At 43.1% G+C, this 22,310-nt stretch carries 20 protein-coding genes; 19 read left to right on the forward strand and 1 reads right to left on the reverse strand.

Annotated features, from left to right (window positions below):
- Position 1: 1 nt before the first annotated feature.
- The 3 genes from BMI76_RS08310 to BMI76_RS08320 all read left to right on the forward strand — a co-directional run bounded on the left by BMI76_RS08310 (position 2) and on the right by BMI76_RS08320 (position 3,942).
- Positions 2–958, forward strand: coding sequence for an ABC transporter permease (locus BMI76_RS08310; protein ID WP_075347114.1), 957 nt, complete (start codon positions 2–4; stop codon positions 956–958).
- A 131-nt stretch (positions 959–1,089) separates the two neighbouring features.
- Positions 1,090–2,463 carry a H2O-forming NADH oxidase gene (gene nox / locus BMI76_RS08315; RefSeq protein WP_075347115.1) on the forward strand — a complete coding sequence of 458 codons (1,374 nt, stop codon included), beginning with the start codon at positions 1,090–1,092 and terminating at the stop codon, positions 2,461–2,463.
- A gap of 342 nt (positions 2,464–2,805) precedes the next feature.
- Positions 2,806–3,942, forward strand: coding sequence for a hypothetical protein (locus BMI76_RS08320; protein WP_075347116.1), 1,137 nt, complete (start codon positions 2,806–2,808; stop codon positions 3,940–3,942).
- 287 nt (positions 3,943–4,229) lie between these two features.
- On the opposite strand, the gene BMI76_RS08325 is transcribed toward BMI76_RS08320, so the two are convergent.
- On the reverse strand, positions 4,230–5,219 hold the full coding sequence (locus BMI76_RS08325; RefSeq protein WP_003088401.1) for an L-lactate dehydrogenase: 990 nt from the start codon (positions 5,217–5,219) through the stop codon (positions 4,230–4,232).
- A 185-nt stretch (positions 5,220–5,404) separates the two neighbouring features.
- Here BMI76_RS08325 and gyrA point away from each other — a divergent pair, with 185 nt between their 5' ends.
- The 16 genes from gyrA to BMI76_RS08405 all read left to right on the forward strand — a co-directional run bounded on the left by gyrA (position 5,405) and on the right by BMI76_RS08405 (position 22,090).
- A complete protein-coding gene (gene gyrA, locus BMI76_RS08330) occupies positions 5,405–7,867 on the forward strand; it encodes a DNA gyrase subunit A (RefSeq protein ID WP_219335331.1) in 2,463 nt (820 codons plus the stop codon).
- Positions 7,868–7,874: 7 nt separating this feature from the next.
- Positions 7,875–8,615, forward strand: coding sequence for a class A sortase (locus BMI76_RS08335; protein ID WP_075347118.1), 741 nt, complete (start codon positions 7,875–7,877; stop codon positions 8,613–8,615).
- A 174-nt stretch (positions 8,616–8,789) separates the two neighbouring features.
- Entirely contained in the window at positions 8,790–10,052 is a 1,263-nt protein-coding gene (locus BMI76_RS08340; RefSeq protein ID WP_075347119.1) for an NRAMP family divalent metal transporter, read from the forward strand.
- Between the two features lie 200 nt (positions 10,053–10,252).
- Positions 10,253–10,753: an NUDIX domain-containing protein gene (locus tag BMI76_RS08345; protein ID WP_075347163.1), complete on the forward strand. Its 501-nt coding sequence runs from the start codon at positions 10,253–10,255 to the stop codon at positions 10,751–10,753.
- Between the two features lie 48 nt (positions 10,754–10,801).
- The gene (locus BMI76_RS08350; RefSeq protein ID WP_075347120.1) at positions 10,802–11,611 is read left to right on the forward strand and encodes a Cof-type HAD-IIB family hydrolase; all 810 of its coding nucleotides are present in this window, start codon (positions 10,802–10,804) and stop codon (positions 11,609–11,611) included.
- A gap of 73 nt (positions 11,612–11,684) precedes the next feature.
- Positions 11,685–12,332, forward strand: a complete 648-nt coding sequence (locus BMI76_RS08355; protein WP_075347121.1) for an SGNH/GDSL hydrolase family protein — start codon at positions 11,685–11,687, stop codon at positions 12,330–12,332.
- Between the two features lie 206 nt (positions 12,333–12,538).
- The gene (locus BMI76_RS08360; RefSeq protein ID WP_075347122.1) at positions 12,539–12,823 is read left to right on the forward strand and encodes a phasin family protein; all 285 of its coding nucleotides are present in this window, start codon (positions 12,539–12,541) and stop codon (positions 12,821–12,823) included.
- Between the two features lie 20 nt (positions 12,824–12,843).
- Positions 12,844–14,418, forward strand: a complete 1,575-nt coding sequence (locus BMI76_RS08365; protein WP_075347123.1) for an AarF/ABC1/UbiB kinase family protein — start codon at positions 12,844–12,846, stop codon at positions 14,416–14,418.
- 28 nt (positions 14,419–14,446) lie between these two features.
- On the forward strand, positions 14,447–14,830 hold the full coding sequence (locus BMI76_RS08370; protein ID WP_075347124.1) for a VOC family protein: 384 nt from the start codon (positions 14,447–14,449) through the stop codon (positions 14,828–14,830).
- 104 nt (positions 14,831–14,934) lie between these two features.
- Entirely contained in the window at positions 14,935–16,404 is a 1,470-nt protein-coding gene (locus BMI76_RS08375) for a glycoside hydrolase family 1 protein (protein ID WP_075347125.1), read from the forward strand.
- Between the two features lie 13 nt (positions 16,405–16,417).
- The gene (locus BMI76_RS08380; RefSeq protein WP_075347126.1) at positions 16,418–17,014 is read left to right on the forward strand and encodes a histidine phosphatase family protein; all 597 of its coding nucleotides are present in this window, start codon (positions 16,418–16,420) and stop codon (positions 17,012–17,014) included.
- A 34-nt stretch (positions 17,015–17,048) separates the two neighbouring features.
- Positions 17,049–17,639: a histidine phosphatase family protein gene (locus BMI76_RS08385; RefSeq protein WP_180372837.1), complete on the forward strand. Its 591-nt coding sequence runs from the start codon at positions 17,049–17,051 to the stop codon at positions 17,637–17,639.
- A gap of 44 nt (positions 17,640–17,683) precedes the next feature.
- On the forward strand, positions 17,684–19,123 hold the full coding sequence (locus tag BMI76_RS08390; protein ID WP_075347128.1) for a 6-phospho-beta-glucosidase: 1,440 nt from the start codon (positions 17,684–17,686) through the stop codon (positions 19,121–19,123).
- A 142-nt stretch (positions 19,124–19,265) separates the two neighbouring features.
- A complete protein-coding gene (locus tag BMI76_RS08395; protein WP_142355073.1) occupies positions 19,266–19,901 on the forward strand; it encodes a YitT family protein in 636 nt (211 codons plus the stop codon).
- Between the two features lie 91 nt (positions 19,902–19,992).
- The gene (locus tag BMI76_RS08400) at positions 19,993–21,117 is read left to right on the forward strand and encodes an AI-2E family transporter (protein WP_075347129.1); all 1,125 of its coding nucleotides are present in this window, start codon (positions 19,993–19,995) and stop codon (positions 21,115–21,117) included.
- 124 nt (positions 21,118–21,241) lie between these two features.
- Positions 21,242–22,090, forward strand: a complete 849-nt coding sequence (locus tag BMI76_RS08405) for a Cof-type HAD-IIB family hydrolase (protein ID WP_075347130.1) — start codon at positions 21,242–21,244, stop codon at positions 22,088–22,090.
- Positions 22,091–22,310: the final 220 nt, after the last annotated feature.

Here is a 22,310-nt window from a genome sequence, read left to right on the forward strand (position 1 = left end):
AATGAGTTTAGAAAGTATTTTAGCTCTTTTAGTATCATCCATGCTGGTTTATGCGACGCCTCTCATTTTTACCAGTATAGGCGGTGTCTTTTCTGAAAGATCCGGTGTTGTTAATGTAGGACTTGAAGGCATTATGGTTATGGGTGCCTTCGCCGGAATCGTCTTTAATTTAGAGTTTGCTGAGTCTTTCGGCAAAGCAACGCCCTGGCTTGCAGCATTGGTCGGCGGAGCGGTCGGTCTGCTGTTTTCTTTGATTCACGCTGCGGCTACCATCAATTTTCGGGCAGATCATATTGTTTCTGGTACCGTTCTCAATCTTTTAGCACCTTCTTTAGCGGTTTTCTTTGTTAAATCCATGTATAACAAGGGACAGACTGATAATATCCATCAATCTTTTGGCAAGTTTGATTTTCCAATTTTATCGGATATTCCTTTTATCGGACCGATTTTCTTTGAAGGAACCAGCTTAGTTGCCTACATTGCCATTCTCTTTTCAGTTTTTGCCTGGTTTATCCTGACCAAGACAAGATTTGGCCTGCGCCTGCGTTCAGTGGGTGAACATCCTCAGGCTGCTGATACTTTGGGAATCAATGTTTACCTGATGCGCTATTGGGGCGTTATGATTTCAGGATTCTTAGGAGGAATAGGGGGAGCCATTTACGCTCAGTCTATTTCGGTTAACTTTGCAGGAACAACTATTTTAGGACCAGGTTTCATTGCGCTGGCAGCCATGATTTTTGGCAAGTGGAATCCGATAGGAGCTATGCTGTCAAGTCTGTTTTTCGGCCTCTCTCAAAGTTTGGCAGTTATTGGCAATCAATTGCCTTTCCTATCAAAGATTCCAACGGTCTATCTGCAAATTGCACCTTATGTATTAACTATTTTGGTATTGGCTCTTTTCTTTGGACAGGCAGTTGCTCCTAAGGCGGATGGTGTCAATTACATTAAGTCAAAATAACAAGCTTAAATCACTCATGCAGATGGGTGATTTTTTAGTGAAGAAGTGAGCATATTCTTTGTAAGCGTTTCAATATCATGTTATACTGGTAGGGTAATTAAATTAGATTATAGTGAAAAGAGGATTTACTTATGAGTAAAATCGTTGTTGTTGGTGCAAACCATGCAGGTACATCCAGTGTTAATACCATTTTGGATAATTACGGCAGTGAAAACGAAGTTGTTGTTTTCGACCAAAATTCTAATATTTCCTTCTTAGGATGCGGAATGGCTCTTTGGATTGGTAAGCAAATTTCAGGGCCTCAGGGGCTTTTCTATGCCGATAAAGAAATGCTGGAATCAAAAGGTGCAAAAGTCTACATGGAATCACCGGTAACAGCTATAGATTACGATGCTAAGACTGTTACTGCCTTGGTCAATGGTCAGGAGCATGTGGAAAACTATGATAAACTCATCTTAGCAACAGGCTCAACCCCCATTTTACCGCCTATTGAAGGAGCAGCGATTAAAGAAGGCAGCCGCGAATTTGAAGCTACGCTTGAAAATCTGCAATTTGTTAAACTCTATCAAAATGCTGAAGACGTCATTAATAAACTGCAGGACAAGAGTAAAAATCTCAACCGTGTTGCTGTTGTCGGTGCCGGCTATATTGGTGTAGAACTGGCTGAAGCTTTCAAGCGTCTTGGTAAAGAAGTGACTTTAATTGACGTTGTTGATACCTGTCTGGCTGGTTATTATGACCGTGACCTTTCAGATATGATGCGTCAGAACTTAGAAGACCACGGCATCCAATTGGCTTTTGGAGAAACGGTAAAAGCGATTGAAGGCGATGGCAAGGTTGAACGTATTGTGACAGATAAGGCGAGCCGCGATGTCGATATGGTTATCTTAGCTGTAGGCTTCCGTCCGAACACTGCACTTGGAGCTGGCAAGCTGGAAACTTTCCGCAATGGGGCTTTCCTTGTTAATAAAAAGCAAGAAACAAGCCTGCCGGATGTTTACGCTGTTGGGGACTGTGCCACTGTTTACGATAATGCTATTAATGATACCAACTATATCGCTTTGGCATCAAATGCTCTGCGTTCAGGTATTGTAGCTGGTCATAATGCAGCCGGTCATGAGTTGGAATCTCTTGGCGTACAAGGTTCAAATGGTATTTCGATTTTTGGACTTAACATGGTATCAACTGGTTTGACAGCTGAAAAGGCTAAACGGTTTGGCTACAATCCAGAAGTAACGGAATTTACAGATTCTCAAAAAGCAAGCTTTATTGAGCGCGATAACTATCCGGTTACTCTTAAGATTGTCTATGACAAGGACAGCCGCCTTATTCTCGGTGCACAAATGGCATCTAAGGAGGATATGTCAATGGGAATCCACATGTTTTCACTGGCCATTCAGGAGAAGGTTACTATTGATCGGTTGGCTCTCTTAGATTTCTTCTTCCTTCCTCATTTCAATCAGCCTTATAACTACATCACAAAGGCAGCACTCAATGCTAAATGAGCGTAAGGTTCATCCTATTTGCTAACAATCAATTTTGCGGTTTCGCCTTCGCGCAGCTGATTAGAGTTGCTGTCAGCTGTTTGGCCTTATTTGCCAGTACAAACAGATTTTCTATCTGTGAAGGAGTGAGGTGTGACCACAGTTAATCTTACTCACACTGGCATCGCAATACTCATTTTAGAGCTGGAACACTTTGTTCCAAGCTCTTTTTTGCTGGCTTTGATAAAGAAAGGCAAAATGATAGCAGGCGTCCCTTTTATCTGCCGGAAACTTTTCTATTGCAGACATTGTCGCCTAAGAGCGAATAGTATATAATAAAAGGTGCAAAAGGAGGCTTTTGATATGGCTGGACAGCAACGAAAAGACGGCAAATCGCAAGCAAGAAATAAGCAGACGCAGGAAGAAGCTCTCAAAACTAAAATTGCTCGGCTTAAGACTGCTTTAGAACAGGAAAATGATCTAAAGCTGAGGAAGGAAATTCTTCTTTTGCTGCAGGAATATGAAACTTCTTATAAAACTTTGATTCAGAAAAAACGCTTTTTAAATTATCTCTTGGCAGCAGCTGCTGCTATAGGTGTTATCATCATGGTTTTATTCTTGATGTTTTTGAAGGACAGCTCGACGTCTACTGCTATCTCTTCGCAAGGAAGCCATCATTCCGCTGCCAGTTCAGAAGCCAAGAAAAACAAAAGTTCAAAAACAAGTACAACTAAATCCAGCAGAGAAGACCTTAATGAAAAAGATACGGCTGTTTTTCCTCGGTCTTTACTTGACACTTGGTCGGGTTACATCAGCTACATGCAAAGTGACGTGACAATGATCTTTACAGAGGATGGAACTGTTAAAACACTAATAGATTCAAACACTTATACTAGTCAGATTAGCAGTCTTGAGAAGGTCGGAAACAACACCTATCTCTATCATCTGGTTCAAGGTTCAGAAGCAACGGCCTTAGTCCCAGGCGCTCAGCTTGGAGGAGCAGGTGTCAAATATGCTTATGGCATTTATATTGGAGAGGATTATATTGTACCTCTCGTCTGGCAGACGCACAGAAATGCAGAATTTGATTATTCTAAACCCTTAAAAACTAATTCTGATTATCGGCTGACAAAGGGAGCCTCTTCACAGCAAAGGTCTGAGTCTCATAAGAAAGAAGATCCTCAAGTAGATACCAAAAACCTGACAACACAGCAAGTTGAAAACTGGGTTATTGCCCATTATCTGGACAGCCTCAATGATAATCGTTTCACAAAAGATGATTATACCATCGAAAGCTGGAAAGCAGAGACTGATGGCTTAGTTTATGCGATTGTCAGAGAAAACCATGATACGGATGCCATGAAAGAAGCAGGAGCAGATCCTAATGTCAGTCCGGCTGTTGCCCGTTATCGCATCAATGCAGAAGGCGAATTAGAAAAATCATCAGACGGCGCCGGCAATGGCTGGACGGTTGTCAGCAAAACTTACTACAGTCAATAGTATATTGGAAAAAAGCCTTTATACTGTTTAAAGTAAAAGGGCTGCAGGCTTAGTGTTTTCTTTTTCAGAGCTTATCACTGTTGCAGCTGACAGCGCAGCAGCAATAATGCTGCTGACAGAATTGGAAACACTAAGTTTTTTCTTTAGCCAAGGCGTGAAAGAACAGCAAGACTGATTTTATGCATAATATAATCCTTTTTCGGGTGATAGCGGAGCAGCTATGTCTGCCTGTCCCATAAAAAAGGAAGCTGATGTTCAGCTTCCTTTTTATAGTTATAACAGAATGTTTAGTTGCGGGCTGCAGCTGCAAATTCTTCGTTTGAGAAGGCTTCATCAATGATTGCTTTCAGCTGTTTAGCAGAGGCCTGCATTTTTTGCAATTCAGCATCATTTAACGGAATGTTTACCGGACGAACGATACCGTGTGCACCAACGATGGCAGGCTGTCCGATGAAGACATCTTCAACACCTTCGTATTGGCCTGATTGGAAGACTGAAAGCGGAAGAACAGCGTTTTCGTCATCCAAGATTGCTTTAGTGATACGAGCCAGGGCTACAGCGATACCATAGAAAGTAGCACCTTTCTTGTTGATGATTGAATAAGCAGCATCACGAACGGATACAAACAGTTTTACGAGACCTTCAGCATCAACATCACGGTTGTCTTGCAGCCATTGTTCCAATTTAACACCGGCTACATTGGCATGAGACCAAACGGCAAATTCTGAGTCGCCGTGTTCACCCATAATGTAGGCGTGGACTGAACGAGCATCAACCCCGATTTTTTCGGCAAGAGCCTGACGGAAACGAGCAGTATCAAGAGATGTACCAGAACCGATAACGCGTTCTTTAGGGAAACCTGAGAATTTCCATGTTGAATACGTCAAGATGTCAACTGGGTTGGCAGCAACCAAGAAGATTCCTTTAAAGCCTGATTCAACCACTTGTGTAACGATCGATTTGTTGATCGCAAGGTTTTTACCGACGAGGTCAAGACGAGTTTCACCCGGTTTTTGAGGTGCACCTGCAGTAATGACAACAAGGTCAGCATCCGCACAGTCTTCGTATTTAGCCGCGTAAATTTTCTTTGGTGAAGTGAAGGCAAGTGCGTGGCTAAGGTCAAGAGCGTCTCCGACAGCTTTTTCAAACAGCTGAGGAATTTCAATAATTCCGAGTTCTTGAGCGATTCCTTGGTTAACAAGGGCGAAGGCGTAAGATGAACCTACAGCACCGTCACCGACAAGGATGACTTTTTTATGTTGTTTAGTTGCAGTCATGTTCTAAACATCTCCTTATAATTTATTAAGTATATATTTTATACGAATTTATTCTAACACTTTTTGTTAAAAAAGTCACTAGTATTTTCCTTTGTTAACGGAAAACTATAGTAGAATAGCTGAAAAAGAGCATTTTTTGTGGTATAATATAAAGGAGTTTTAGACTAGAAATGGAGCATTTTTTAATGCAAGATAGAAATTTAGTAGATGTTAATTTAACAAGTGAAATGAAAACGAGTTTTATTGACTATGCTATGAGTGTTATTGTTTCTCGTGCTCTGCCTGATGTCCGCGACGGTTTGAAACCAGTTCACCGCCGCATTTTATACGGAATGAACGAACTAGGTGTTACGCCGGACAAGCCGCATAAAAAATCAGCGCGTATTACTGGTGATGTCATGGGTAAGTACCACCCGCATGGGGACTCATCGATTTATGAAGCCATGGTTCGGATGGCTCAGTGGTGGTCTTACCGCCACATGCTGGTTGACGGTCACGGAAACTTTGGCTCTATGGACGGAGATGGTGCTGCAGCTCAGCGTTATACAGAAGCGCGGATGAGCAAAATTGCGCTTGAAATGCTGCGTGACATCAATAAAAATACTGTCGATTTTGCAGATAACTATGATGGCAGTGAGCGCGAACCCTTGGTTCTGCCGTCGCGTTTCCCAAATCTCTTGGTAAATGGGGCGACCGGTATTGCGGTTGGTATGGCTACCAACATTCCACCTCACAATTTGGGAGAGACCATTGATGCTGTGAAATTGGTCATGGACAAGCCTGATGTTACGACACGCGAACTGATGGAAGTTTTGCCCGGTCCGGATTTTCCGACAGGAGCGCTTGTCATGGGCAAGTCAGGCATTCATCGTGCTTATGATACCGGTAAGGGTACGATTGTCCTTAGGGCCCGCACTGAAATTGAAGAGACCAAATCTGGCCGGGAACGTATTGTTGTGACGGAATTCCCTTATATGGTCAATAAGACTAAGGTTCATGAACATATCGTCCGTCTGGCGCAGGAAAAGCGTGTCGAAGGCATTACCGCTGTTCGTGACGAATCGAGCCGCGAAGGTGTCCGTTTCATTATTGAAGTCCGTCGGGATGCCAGCGCCAGCGTTATTTTGAACAATCTGTTTAAGCTGACAAGCTTGCAGACAAACTTTAGTTTTAACATGCTGGCCATTGAAAATGGTGTGCCAAAAATCCTGTCTTTGAGACAAATTTTAGATAATTATATTGCCCACCAAAAAGAAGTCATTGTCAGACGGACAGAATTTGATAAGGCTAAGGCTGAGAGCCGCGCGCATATTTTAGAAGGTCTGCTCATTGCGCTTGACCATCTGGATGAAGTTATCCAAATCATCCGCAGCAGCGAGACTGATACCATTGCGCAGGCAGAATTGATGAGCCGCTTTGATTTATCAGAACGGCAAAGTCAGGCTATTCTTGATATGCGTCTGCGCCGCCTGACTGGCTTGGAAAGAGACAAAATTCAGTCTGAATACAATGAACTACTGGCTCTGATTGCTGATTTGGCAGATATTTTGGCAAAACCAGAACGTGTCATCGCCATTATCAAGGAAGAGCTGGAAGAGATCAAACGGAAGTTTGCTGATGACCGCCGGACAGAACTCATGGTTGGTGAAGTCCTGTCACTGGAAGACGAAGATTTGATCGAAGAAGAAGATGTCTTGATTACCTTATCTAACAAGGGTTACATCAAGCGTCTGGGACAAGACGAGTTCCGTGCCCAAAAACGCGGCGGCCGCGGTGTTCAGGGAACAGGCGTCAATGATGATGATTTTGTCCTTGACCTGGTTTCGACCAGCACCCACGATTCTATGCTCTTCTTTACTAATCAAGGCAGGGTTTACCGCCTGAAAGGCTATGAAATTCCTGAATACGGACGTACCGCTAAAGGGCTGCCGGTTGTGAATCTATTGAAGCTGGATGAGGGAGAGACGATTCAGACGATTATCAATGTCAAAGCCGATGATTTCCATGATAAGTACCTCTTTTTCACAACCAGACAGGGACTTGTCAAGCGCACCAGCGTTTCTGCCTTTGGCAATATCCGCCAAAACGGACTCAAGGCTCTTAATCTGCGTGATGGCGATGAGCTCATCAATGTCTTGTTGACAGATGGATCAAACGATATTATTATCGGAACACGCCAAGGCTATTCCGTTCGTTTCAATGAGACAGCTGTTCGCAATATGGGACGTTCAGCTACTGGTGTTAAAGGAGTTAATCTGCGTGAGCAGGATATGGTTATCGGCGCTGCCCACATCACTGACAATCAGGATGTCTTAACCATTACTGAGAAAGGATATGGTAAGCAAACCCCTGCAGATCAGTATCCGACCAAGGGCCGCGGCGGCAAGGGGATCAAAACGGCCAATATCACTTCTAAAAACGGTCCTCTTGCGGGCTTAGTGACGGTTAACGGCGATGAGGATATCATGGTTATTACGGATACCGGTGTGATTATCCGTACAAGTGTCGCCAATATTTCTCAAACAGGCCGCTCGGCCATGGGAGTTAAGGTCATGCGCCTGGATAAGCAGGCAAAAATTGTTACCTTTGCACTTGTAAAACCAGAAGCAGCAGAAGAAACGGCTTCTGATGGTGATGAAAATGAGTAGAAAGTCAATGAATAACAAGAGAAAACCCAGAAAAAAGCGGCATTTCCTTCGCACTTTTTTCTTCCTTCTCCTGCTTTTGATTGGTTTGGCATTAATTTTTAATACCCCAATCAGAAACAGCCTGATTGCATGGAATACCAATAAATATCAGGTCAGCAAGGTCAGTAAGGAAGATATCAAAAAAAATAAAAATGCCGACTCTTCCTTTGATTTTAACAAAGTTGAATCAATCAGCACCGAGTCAGTTTTAGCAGCGCAGATGGCGGCGCAGAAACTGCCGGTCATCGGCGGTATTGCGATTCCGGATTTGAAAATCAATCTGCCGATTTTTAAAGGGCTAGATAATGTCGGACTGACCTATGGTGCCGGTACGATGAAAGAGAATCAGGCTATGGGGCAAAATAATTATGCTCTGGCCAGCCACCATGTTTTTGGGATGACAGGATCTTCTCAGATGCTCTTTTCACCGTTGGAACGTGCCCAAAATGGAATGAAGATTTACCTTACTGACAAAACTAAAATTTACACTTACGTCATCAGTGAAGTAAAAACAGTTACACCCGAGCATGTCGAGGTTATAAATGATACCCCTGGTCAGACAGAAATTACTCTGGTGACCTGTACAGATGCCGGAGCAACAGCCAGAACGATTGTTCATGGCAGTTACGAAGGAGAAGTTGATTTTAAAAAAGCACCTAAGAAAGTCAAAAAAGCCTTTCGTCAGTCTTATAATCAAATATCACTCTAATTGCCAATTAATATTGAATCATGGTCATCCGTTAGACGGGTGGCCATGATTCATTTAGATGGCAGCGTTGAACTTTTCTGAAAATCCTCTTGACAGCTTTAGAATCGGTGTTATAATAATTGTATATCAGATTCTGAAAAATCTGACAATTATAAATAAATAAGGAGAACATTTATGGTAGAAAACACTGAGGAACAGTCAACAACCTGGCGAGAAAAATTCCGAGCATTTGGTCCGGGAGTACTGATGGCCGCAGCAGCAGTCGGAGGGTCACATATTGTCTCTTCAACACAGGCAGGAGCTATTTACGGCTGGCAGCTGGCAATTATTATTCTTTTGGTTAATTTATTTAAATACCCGTTTTTTAGATTCGGTTCACAGTACACCCTGCAAAATAATAAAAGTCTGATTGAAGGCTATAAGGAAAAAGGGTCTTTCTACCTCTGGGTATTCTTTATTATGAATATTTTTTCAGCTGTTGTTAATACTGCTGCGGTAGGTATTTTAGCGGCTGCTATCTTATATAATATTTTTCCGCATGGATTTGGTCTGAGTATTTCACAGCTGACAACAATTTTGATTGTTGTCACTTGGGCTATGCTTTTGATTGGCGGTTATAAGTTTCTTGACAGCCTGTCTAAGTTTGTCATGATCTCTTTGACTTTGGCAACGACTTTGGCCGTCATTATTGCTGTTTTCAAACACAGAGAGCTGGCGCCTGATTTTCAGGCACCGTCGCCATGGCGGTTAAGCGCCCTGCCGTTCATCGTTTCCTTGATGGGCTGGATGCCTGCACCTATTGAAATATCAGCGATTAATTCCATGTGGTCTGTTGAAAAACGCCGGACGACTAAGGTCACCTACAAAGACGGTTTGCTTGACTTTAACGTCGGTTACATCGGCACAGCCATCCTTGCCTTCATCTTCTTGGCTTTGGGAGCTTTGATTCAGTTTGGTTCTGGCGAACCTGTCAAAGGTGCCAGCGCAGCTTACATTGCGCAATTTATCAGCATGTATGCCTATGCTATCGGAAATTGGTCTCGGCTCTTGATTGCCTTTATTGCCTTTTTGTGTATTTTTGGTACGACCATTACCGTTATTGATGGCTATTCCCGCGCCAACAATGAAAGTCTTCGTCTTCTTCTCAATAAAAAAGAGTCCAGTCAAAAACAGTTAAACATTTGGATAACACTGACTTCTGTTGTCGGAATTATTATTGTTATCCTGTTTGCCGGTAATGTTGCTACCTTAATGCGTTTTGCCATGATTGCTTCTTTCCTGACAACACCAATTTATGCTTATTTGAACTTCTCCTTGGTTAACAGCAAGGAACATAAATTGTCACCGTGGCTGTCCGGACTGTCTGTTGCCGGGATTATTTACCTGTCTGGCTTTGCCCTCTTCTTTCTTGCCTATATTACAGGTCTTATCGGCTGATTGAGCCTGCTGCTTAAAAAAGAAAAACCGGAATGAACATACAATCTGCACCCTAGAAGTTAGACGAAGAGTCTAATAATTGGGGTGCTTTGTTTTGCATCACGAGTAGAGATGAGCAGCAGATAGCTGACAAAAAACTTGAATTTTCACCATCTTTAGGGATATAATAAAGGAAACTGTGAGTGAGGGAAGATACGCTTATGACAGAACTTTGGGATGCCTATGATGAAAATCGGCAGCTGATTCCGGGAAAAACGATTGTGCGTGAGACGTTTTCAACAGCAGATGACTTTCACTTGGTCGTTGAGGTTTTGCTTTTACATGAGGACAATGCGGTGCTTTTTATGCATCGTTCTTCCGAAAAGGAAATTTTCCCGGGCTATTATGAGGCGACAGCCGGCGGTTCAGTTTTACAGGGGGAAGATTCAGAAACAGCTGTCCGGCGGGAATTAAAAGAGGAGACAGGCTTGGAGGCTGGGCGCCTCCAGCTTCTTTTCCAGTACAGCGATCCTCAGTACCACTCCCATTTTGATCATTATTTGGCTAGGACCGGAGCTGATAAAGACCAGGTTCGTTATCAAAAAGGGGAGACAGACGGTCATATTTGGGTAGCTCCGGAAGACTTGGCAGATTTTCTGGAGAAGGAGGATGTTCTGCCTGCCAATGTGACAGAGCTGAAAATACTGTTTGATTTAAAATAGCAGCACAGGTAGCTGCTGTTTCATGAAATGCATTATTAAGGAGTCGAAATGACAGTAAAAGTAATCGCAACTGATATGGATGGTACTTTTTTGAATTCACAGGGGAAATACGACCGTGAGCGTTTTCAAAGGCTGTTAAAGCAGCTGCAGGAAAGGGACATTCGCTTTGTTGTGGCGAGCGGCAATCAGTATCGGCAGCTGAGAGATCAGTTTCCCGATTGCCATGAGCAGCTGACCTTTGTTGGTGAAAATGGTGCTAATATTGTTTATAAGGACGAACCTCTGATTGAAGTTTTTCAAAAAAGAGAAGACATCGCCCTTTTGATAGATTTTGTTGAGAAAAAGTACCCTGAAGCTGTCATTTCTTTGGCGGGGGAGGAGAAAGCTTATCTGCGCAGAGATGTTCCCCATGATATCATCGAATGGCTGCTGCCTTTTCTGCCTAACTTAGAACTTGTTGAGGCCTTGCTTCCGCTTCCTCAGGAGCGTTTCTTCAAATTAACCCTGAAAGTTGAAGAAGAAGCTGTGACGCAGGTGATGCGGGCTATTGATACCTTTAAAACCAGCGATCGTTTAGTAAGCACCAGCAGCGGTTTTGGCTGCATTGATGTCATCACAAAGGGTCTGCATAAAGGCTGGGCCCTTGAGCAACTGCTAAAGCGCTGGAATTATACGAGAGATAATCTGATGGTATTTGGAGACAGCGGCAATGATGTCGAAATGCTGAAGCTTGCCAAGTATTCCTATGCCATGGCTGACGCTGCAAAGGAAGCTAGAGCAGCCGCCCGCTATCAGGCAGGGTCAAATGATGCCTCTGGTGTACTGGAGACGATTGAAAATTATTTGGAAAATGTATAAGACAAAGCACAGTGACAGGTTTTAGAGCTAATTTCACTAGCTGTCGCGTACAAGGAGACTAAGGAGGTATAACATGTTAGACGGGCAGGAAACTCCCGCTCAGCGTTCCAAGGAAAAGGGCAGCGCTAAATTAGATAGCTATCAGATGGAGCGGCTGCGTTCTTTCCAACAAGCTAATCCGCAGGAATCAGCAGAGGGGATTGTTTTTGCTGGTGATTCAATCACCGAATTTTTCCCTTTGAAAAAATATCTGGGCCGTGAGAAGCCGCTGATCAACAGAGGAATTGCCGGCACCGATTCTGTCTGGCTTTTGGAGCATCTGCAAGAGCAGGTGCTGGACTTAAATCCGGCCAAAGTCTTTTTAATGATTGGTATCAATGATATCGGCAGGGGCTATGCCTTGTCAGCTATTGCCGGCAGAATTGCCGATATGATAGCACAGATTCGCAGCCAGAATATTTTTACTAAGATTTACCTCTTGTCTGTTTTGCCAGTCAATGAGGGAGATCAGTATGCTGCAAAGGTGAAGATCAGAAACAACGCTGCTGTGCAGCAGTTAAATCAGGCTTTGCAGGTTCTGGCAGGTGCTGAATATATTGATTTATATCCTTTGCTCTTGGATGATAGCGGAAATTTAGCAGAGCCTAATACCATTGACGGACTGCATTTAAGTCAGGAAGGCTATGCTAAAATAGCAGCTGTTTTAAAGGGGGAGCTGTAAAAACAAACTGTTCAAAAGATAGCATTAAAACTGCAGAAATGTAAACCTTCTGCAGTTTTTTCTTGCTTGCCTTTAACAATTAAATGTTTAAAATCCCTCGAAAAATTCGGAAAAATCCCCATATTTTTCACAAAAAGTAGTAAGATAAAAGTATAACAAAATAAGCTGCCTCTTGCTGCAGCTCTATCATTCAAGGAGGACTTATGATGGATGAATTGAAAAAAATTTTATTGGCTGGTATCGGTTTTACTTCGATGACCTATGAAAAGGCAAACAGCTTCGTTAAGGAATTGGTTGAAAAAGGCCGCATTACGGTTGATGAAGGCAAGGAATTACAGTCTGAATTAAAGCGCAAGAGCCAGGCAGAAGCACAGGAAGTTTTGGATAAGGTCAATGCTAAGACGCAAAATGTGCAGTACGCAACCAAGGAAGACGTTTCCCGTTTGGAAGCAAAACTGGATGCTCTTTTGCAGCAATCATCTGACGAATAGTTTCAGACAAGGGAAGTTTTATGTCAACTAAGCGTTTAAGAGAAATAGTTGCCGTCTTTAGCTCTGTCGGCCTGACAGCACTAAAGGATAAAAGAAAACCGCTCGATGACCGAACAGCACCGCAAAAACTGCGCCAAGCCTTTGAAAAACTGGGTTCGAGTTTTGTCAAAATTGGTCAGATTTTATCGACCCGAAGTGATTTGCTGCCGGAAGCTTACATTAAAGAACTGAGTAAGCTGCAAAGCGATGTGCCGCCCCTGTCCAAAGACATTGTCATGTCTGCTATTCAAGCAGAGCTTGAAGAACCGATTGATAAGGTTTTTCAATGGATTTCGGATGAGCCTTTGGCCAGCGGTTCCGTTGCTCAGACGCATCTGGCCAAGCTTTATTCCGGTCAGGAAGTTGTGATTAAAATCCAAAGGCCTCATTTGGCAGACATTATAGAAGAAGATATCAGTCTCTTGATTCGCTTATCCCGCCGAATTCCGTCTGCCTTTATTCCTATGGTTAATGTGACAGAGGTCCTATACCAGTTAAAGGACAGTCTGATTCTGGAAATTGATTTTCGCAATGAAGCACAGGCCATGCTGGATTTTGCTGAACTCAACCAGGGGGTTAAGTGTGTTGCTGTACCGGCAGTCTTTTCGGATTACACAACCCGGCATATGATTGTCGAAGAATATATCTCCGGAATTCCTATCAATCATTATGAAGACTTGCTCAAGGCCGGCTATGATTTAGAGGATATCGGCCGAAAACTGATGCTCTCTTTTATCAAACAAGTCTTCAAGGACGGGTGTTTTCATGGAGATCCCCATCCGGGAAACCTGTTGATTCATGAAGGACAGATTTACTTTATTGACTTTGGGATTACCGGACGCTTAGAAGATGCTATGCGGTCTTCTCTAAATGATATCCTCTATGGCTTTACAGCCCAAGACGTGGATGGCATGACTAAGGCTGTCCTTGATATTACCAGTTTTGATACCTCTATCAATAAGATGGAGCTGAGTCAGGATGTTGAACGCATGCTGGCCAAATATTCCAGTCTTGATTTGGGCGATTTATCCATTACGGATCTCTTGCAGGATCTAGTTGATATTTTCCTTAAAAATCACCTGAAATCGCCATCGCAAATCGTTATTTTGGAAAAGGCTGCGCTGCAGATTGAAGGGATTTTCCGGGATTTGGCGCCTAATATTGATTTGATGACCTTAGCCAAGAATTATTTCCTTGAAAATATGGGGCCCGATCTGCTGAAACAGGCTCTGAACAAAGAGGCCTTGCTGATTGAACTGTTTTATCTTTTGAAAAATGGCAAAAATGTTCCCAGGCGGATAAATCAGCTGCTGGAACAGGTGCTCAACGGCCGTATTTTAATCAATCACGACTTTTATGACTACGCTAACCGCGTCAAAACAGTCAACAGTATTGCCAATCGCCTAGTATTCAGTCTGATTTTTCTGGCCTTAATGCTCTCTGCCGGCTTATTTAGCCTCAATGCAGCAATGCAGTCTCTGTCAGTTTTCTTGCTGGTTCTTGCAATGCTTGTTTTGATTTTGGAAGTGATTTGGATAGTTAAAAGCCGCCGTTAGCATTAAATAAAGACTTGGGAGAGTTAGTATGAGGATAGAACATGTGGCAATCTATGTCGATGATTTAGAAGCTGCAAGAAGTTTTTTTGAGAAATATTTTGGGGCTCGATCAAATGAACTTTACCATAATCCAAAGAAAGGTTTTAAATCCTACTTTTTATCTTTTGATGACGGGGCACGCTTAGAAATTATGACCAAGGAAGGTATGGCTAAGACAAACCTGCCGCAGGAACGTCTGGGACTGATTCATTTTGCAGTCAGTACAGGCAGCAAAGAAAAAGTCGATGAACTGACGAGGCGCCTGCAAAGCGATGGTTATCCTGTTTTGAGCGGACCGCGGACAACGGGTGACGGTTATTATGAATCCTCTATTTTGGGAATTGAAAACTGTCAGATCGAAATCACTGTGTAAATCTCCAATCGTAGGATAGTATCAGTATATCTGAGGATTATAGAGGAAAAGCGGTTTCCTAGCTGTTATAATAACAATGATTATCATAACAGGAGGTACTTGCTATGACCAAACAATTTCCGGAAGGTTTTTTGTGGGGCGGTGCGACAGCTGCCAATCAGTTTGAAGGGGCTTGGAATGTTGCCGGCCGCGGGCCGGCAACATCTGATACCTCTCGCGCTGTAGCTCCGGAAGAACGCAAGACGATGGGAAGCGAATTTAGCACACCCATGAACCGGGAACGTTTAGATTTTGCTCTTAAGGATAAGGAAGGTCTTTATCCCAAGCGCTGGGGGTCTGACTTTTATCATCGCTATAAGGAAGATATTGCACTTTATGCTGAAATGGGTTTTAAGACTTTCCGCCTGTCTATTGCCTGGCCGCGGATTTTTCCAAAGGGTGATGAAAAAGAGCCCAACGAAGCAGGGCTTGCATTTTACGATAAGGTTTTTGACGAGCTCAATAAATACGGCATCGAACCCTTGGTGACGCTGTCGCACTATGAGTTTCCGATTCATCTGGTGACAGCATACGGCGGTTGGAAAAACCGCCAGGTTATTGATTTCTTTGTGCATTATGCAGAAACGGTCTTCAAACGCTACAAGGATAAGGTTAAATACTGGCTGACCTTTAATGAAATCAATATTATTGGTATGACAGGCTATCTGTCAGGAGGTCTCCTTTTTGAAGACGGCCAATTAAATCTGCAGGAAATGTATCAGGCAGCCCATCATCAATTTGTAGCGTCAGCCTTAGCTACCAAGGTCGGTCATGAAATTAATCCTGATTTTAAAATCGGCTGTATGCTGGCGCGCATGCAGGCTTATCCGGCGACCTGCAATCCGGATGATGTCATGGAAGAAGTCCGAAAGGATCATGAAAATCTTTTCTTTTCCGATGTTCAGGTGCGCGGCAAATACCCGTCTTATGCCAAACGGTTTTTCAAAGAAAATGGGATTGAGCTGGCTATCGCCGATGGTGATTTGGAAATTCTGGAGAACTATCCCGTTGACTTTATGTCTTTTTCTTACTATATGAGCTCCCTTGCTCGTAAGAAGAAGGCTGATGAAGAAACGGCAGGAAATCTTATTCTCAGCGAACCAAATCCTTATCTTCAGGCTTCGGATTGGGGCTGGCAGATTGATCCCGTAGGACTTCGGATCACTCTTAACAAGCTTTATGACCGCTATCAGATTCCTCTCATGGTTGTTGAAAACGGTCTGGGAGCTCTTGATAAGGTTGAAGAAGATGGTTCTGTGCACGACCAATACCGCATTGATTACCTCAAATCCCATGTGGAACAGATGTACGAAGCCATTGAAGATGGTGTCGATCTGATGGGCTATACGTGGTGGGGCTGTACCGACCTTGTCTCCGCATCAACCTCAGAAATGTCCAAACGCTATGGCTTTGTTTATGTGGATGCAGATGATAAAGGACGGGGAACGTTTAACCGTTCACGCAAGGATTCTTTCTTTTATTATAAGGAATTGATTGCAAGCAACGGTGCTAATTTATTGAACAAAGAAGATTAAAAGGAGTGTAAGAATGGCTCAGACGCTTTATCTCATGCGCCACGGAGAAACCTTATTTAACCAACAAAAACGCGTTCAGGGGTGGTGTGATTCTCCCCTGACTGAAACGGGGATTGAACAGGCGAAGCAAGCAAGAGACTATTTTCAAAGGCAGGGAATTTTATTTGACAGGGCCTATTCGTCAACACAGGAACGAGCAACAGATACCTTGAAACTCATTACTGACCTTCCCTATCGGCAGCTAAAGGGGCTAAAAGAAATGAATTTCGGTATCTTTGAGGCCCAGCCTGAATTACTGCTGCCTAAATTCAGACCGGGCGGCAGCTCTTTTGAGGATTTACTGGTTCCCTATGGTGGCGAGGATATTTATCAAGTCGGCAAGCGTGTTCATGACACTATTGTAGAAATACTTGCCAAGGAGCGGGCACAGACAAATCTGATGGTTAGCCACGGAGCGGCTCTTTACGGCCTTATTTTAAAGCTTGAACAGGAGCTGCCGCAGGGCTTTCGTTTCGGGAATTGTGCCATCTGTCAATTTGATTATTCCGGCAGCGAGCTGAACTTAGTCAGCCTCATCAATCCGCTGACTGATCAAAAAATTGACTTATAAAGGAGATTCTATTTCAGTGCGAACATTTTATTTAATGCGGCATGGGCAGACACGCTTCAATGTGCAGCAGCGTATTCAGGGCGCCAGTGATTCGCCGCTGACCGAGCTGGGAATTGAACAGGCCAAAGCTGCTAGGCATTATTTTGATCAAAAGGGTATTGTCTTTGATAGTATCTATACCTCCACGCAGGAACGAGCCTGTGATACGGCTGAATTGGCCAGCGGGCGGACTGATTATGTACGGCTGAAAGGCTTGAAAGAACAAGATTTTGGAGCTTTCGAGGGTCAGCAGGAGTATCTTAATCCTCCCTTGCAGGGTGATATCGGCTATGGTGATTATTTTGTAACTTACGGCGGTGAATCGTATTTAGATGTTCGTTACCGCATGGAGAAAACGATTCGGCAGCTGTTGGAAGCTGAAAAAGAATCCTCAACCCTTCTTATAGTCAGCCATGGAGCAGCTATAGCTCAATTTTACCGCCAAGTTATCGCCGATTATCCGCGCATTCGCATGACCAACTGTGCTATTTTAAAATTTACCTATGAAAAGAGCCGCTTTGACCTGCTGTCTGTTACCGATCCAGTTGAAGGTAAAAGAGTATATAGCAAGGAAGAAGCGCGTTGATGGATGAATAAGAAATTCAAAATAACTAATAAAAGGGGACGTAAATGACAACTTTAAAACCATTTCCAGACGGATTTTTATGGGGCGGCGCAACAGCTGCCAACCAATGCGAAGGGGCGTACGATGCTGACGGCCGCGGTTTAGCCAATGTTGACGTGGTGCCGATTGGCGAAGATCGTTTTCCAATCATCGCCGGTAAAAAGAAGATGTTCGACTTTGAAGAAGGGTATTTCTATCCGGCCAAAGAATCCATTGACATGTACCACCATTTCAAGGAAGATATTGCGCTTTTTGGAGAAATGGGCTTTAAAACCTACCGCCTCTCTATTGCTTGGACGCGCATTTTTCCGCAAGGAGATGAATTGGAGCCCAATGAAGCCGGCTTGCAGTTCTATGAAGATTTATTTAAGGAATGCCATAAGTACGGTATTGAACCGCTGGTAACCATTACTCATTTTGACTGTCCTATGCATTTGATTAAAGAGTACGGCGGCTGGCGCAATCGTAAGATGTTAGAGTTTTACGAACGTCTCTGCCGCACCCTTTTCACTCGTTACAAAGGTCTGGTAAAATATTGGCTAACCTTCAATGAAATCAATATGATTCTTCACGCGCCGTTTATGGGAGCGGGCCTCTATTTTGAAGAAGGCGAAAATGAAGAAGAAGTGAAGTATCAGTCTGCTCACCATGAATTAGTGGCATCAGCCATTGCCACTAAACTGGCTCATGAAATCGACCCTAATAACAAGGTTGGCTGTATGCTGGCTGCCGGTCAGTATTATCCAAACACCTGCAATCCTAATGACTATTGGAAGGCTATGCAGGAAGACCGGTCTAACTATTTCTTTATTGATGTACAAGCACGTGGCGAATACCCCAACTATGCCAAGAAGCAATTTGAACGCGATGGGCTTAACATTGTCATGACAGATGAAGACTTGCAGCTGCTTCGTGAAAATACGGTTGATTTTGTTTCCTTCTCTTATTATTCCAGCCGGGTGGCTTCTGCCGATCCAAAAGCCAATGATAAGACACAGGGCAATATCTTTGCTTCTATTAAAAATCCTTATCTGGCATCATCTGAATGGGGCTGGCAAATTGATCCGCTCGGTCTTCGGATTACCCTTAATACCATCTGGGACCGTTATCAAAAACCCATGTTCATTGTTGAAAATGGTCTTGGTGCAGTAGATGTTCCGGATGAAAAGGGCTATGTTGAGGACGATTACCGGATTGATTACCTGCGTGAGCACATTAAAGCCATGAATGCCGCTATCAATGAAGACGGTGTTGAGCTTTGGGGCTACACAACTTGGGGCTGTATTGACCTTGTGTCAGCAGGTACAGGTGAAATGAAGAAACGCTACGGTTTCATTTATGTTGACCGCGATAATGCTGGCAAGGGTACTCTCAAACGTTCTAAGAAGAAATCATTTGACTGGTACAAGCAAGTTATTGCTTCAAACGGAACAGACATTGATTAATAACATAGGGAGTGGGGTTGGACTTTTTGCCCAACCCCTTTTTAAGGTTTGAAGGTTCTGTGTAGGCATGAAGAGCTGATGAAATAGAAAGACTGAGTGATTAGTTTATTTGCTGTAAGATTTTAGAAAGTTTGGTGAAACGTTGGGCTCAAAGAAAATAGGACTAAAGCAGGTGCTGGTTTATTTGCTGGGAAATATCATTTTGGCAGCGGGAGTCTGTCTGAATACTAAAACGCACTTGGGAGTATCACCCGTTATTTCAGTGGCCTATAATGGGGCACAAATCTTTAAACTCTCAATTGGAATAGCCACCTTTGTTTATTACTGTTTTTTGATTTTCTTGCAATTCTGCCTTTTGAGAAAGAATTTTGAAGCTGTGCAGCTATTACAGGTTATCGCCAGTTTTTTAAGCAGTTTTTTTATCCAACTTTATGACACTATTTTCCCCGTTCCGGAAAGTCTCCTGTCCAAATGGCTCTTGCTCTTTATAGCTATTATTTTAACTGGGATCGGCGCTTCTTTAACTATTGCTATGCAGATTATTCCTAATCCTGCAGACGGTTTGGCAAACACTCTGGGGTTTGTCTGCCGCAGAAATTTTGGTTTTGGCAAAAATCTTTTGGATGCCATTTGTATTCTCATTGCCTTATTTTTAGGCTGGTTTTTCAGGCGAAGCTTTTTAGGTATTGGCTTTGGAACAGTAGTGGCTATGCTGATGACAGGACGCGTTATTGCCTTTTGCCATCCCTACTCAGAAAAGCTGTTTGCAAAATTATAAAATCACACCGTAAAAGTTTAGCCACTGATAAATCGCTTATTTTTAGGCAATAAGAATTCCCTTAAAGAAATTTTAGTGTATAATAACAGTTATGAAAATAAAAAAATCTTATATTGCTTATCCTGTTTTCGTTTTTCTGATTTGCTATGCCCTTGTAGCAAACTGGTCAGCAGGAGCTAAATTATTAAATACCCTTTTGGGTGCTCTTTCGCCCTTTTTAACAGGAGCAGCTATCGGCTATATTGTGAATATTGTCATGAGTGCTTATGAAAAACTATATGACAAGCTCATAAAGCCTCCTCGCCTGCAAAAGGCCAAGCGGCCTTTAAGCATGATCTTGGCTTATGCCACCTTCGTGCTTGTTGTAACCTTGATTTTCACCATCGTGCTGCCGGATTTGATTGCCAGCATTCAGGCGCTCTTGGCTATTGATCCTAAAGATGTTCAGGAGCTGATCAAAGATGTTCAGCACAATAAATGGGTTTCAAAACTCTTGACTGCTTTTGGGTCAGATACCCAGCTCAGCAGTTTAATTTCAAACTACAGCCGCCAGATTTTAAGTCAGTTTTTAGGAGTGCTGACCAATGTCTTGGCTTCGGTGACTTCTGTTGCCTCGGCTTTAATTTCCATCTTTGTCAGCATCATTTTCTCCATGTATGTTTTGGCTAGTAAGGAAAAGCTGGGCCATCAGTTTAATCTTCTGGTGGATACCTATCTTGGCAGGAATGCTGAGAAGGTGCATTATCTTCGCGCTATTTTACATGAGCGCTTCCATGGCTTTTTCGTTGGACAAACTTTAGAGGCTATGATTTTGGGCAGTCTGACCGCACTGGGAATGCTGCTGCTCGGTTTGCCCTATGCAGCAACTATCGGTATTTTAATTGCTTTTACAGCCTTAATACCGGTTGTAGGGGCCTATATCGGGGTGACTGTCGGTGTCATTCTCATTATGACCCAGTCATTTTCACAGGCCGTTATTTTCCTAGTCTTTATCGTTCTGTTGCAGCAGTTTGAAGGCAATGTTATTTACCCCAGAGTGGTTGGCGGATCAATCGGCCTGCCATCAATGTGGGTGCTTCTAGCTATTACTGTCGGCGGCGCCTTGGCAGGGATTATCGGTATGCTGGTAGCCGTTCCGATTTTAGCCAGTCTCTATCAAATCATCAAAGATCATGTTTATAAAAAGCAAGCTCAAAACCAACACCAAGGAAATTAAAAACCTTGGTGTTTTGCTATTCTTTTAAGATAGTAGGATAGTACCAGATATTAAGAGAATGACACTATCTTTTTACAAACAGCATCATTTATAATAAAACTAGAAAAATATTGGGAGTAGATACATGAACAGGAAGATTATTTTTTTAGATGTGGACGGAACTCTGGTGGATTACAACAACCGTATCCCGCAGTCAGCAATAAGAGCCATCCGCAAGGCGCGCCAAAACGGACATCTGGTATTTGTCTCAACGGGACGCAGCCGGGCAGAAATGCAGCCGGAACTTTGGGATATCGGCCTCGATGGTATGATTGGCGGCAACGGTTCTTATGTAGAATATGACAATCAGGTTCTTATGCATCAGCTGATTTCTCCAGCACAAGCCAAAGCGGCCGTTGATTGGCTGCACCAACGCGGTCTGGAATTCTATTTAGAAAGCAACAATGGACTTTTTGCTAGCAGAAACTTTAAGGAGCGTGCGCGGGAAACCCTAAAAATTTATGCCGTGCGCAAGGGGAAAACATCGGCTGAAGTTGAAAATCAGGAAGTCGAAGATGCCATACACGGTCTTATTTTCGGCGGCAATCTTCACCGTGACGATCTCAATAAAATCAGCTTCGTCCTTGATTCTTATCAAGATTACCTGGATGCGCAAAAGGCCTTTCCGGATTTAAAGGTAGGAACCTGGGGCGGACGCGGAGAAACTGCGCTCTTCGGTGATCTGGGTGTCAAAAATATCACCAAGGCTCATGCTATTGATGTGCTCTTACAGCATTTAAAAGCTGATAAAAAAGATACCATTGCCTTTGGCGATGCCAAAGTTGATATTCCGATGCTGGACTACTGTGAGATAGGGGTCTCTATGGGCAATGGCGGGCCTGAAATCTTAGCTATGGCTGATATGGTGACAGACGATGTGGAAGAGGACGGACTTTACAAAGCTTTTGAAAAATTAGGTCTGCTTGCCCCTTAACAAACACAGAGTTTCTTAAGACAATTGAAAGGAAGCAGTAATCAAAGAGTAATGCCAGTAGTTTAAACTATCTAAAATAGTTTATATCGTTATAGAAAATTACAGTGAAGACGGGACAAGGAATTTAGCGGAAAAATCTTTATAAATTCGGTCCTGTCTTTTTTTCTATATAGAAATAATTGATTTTTTGAAACCGAGGTTGTATAATTTAAATAGTTCT

This window comes from Streptococcus sp. 'caviae' (assembly GCF_001937065.1).
Classification (GTDB): Bacteria; Bacillota; Bacilli; order Lactobacillales; family Streptococcaceae; genus Streptococcus.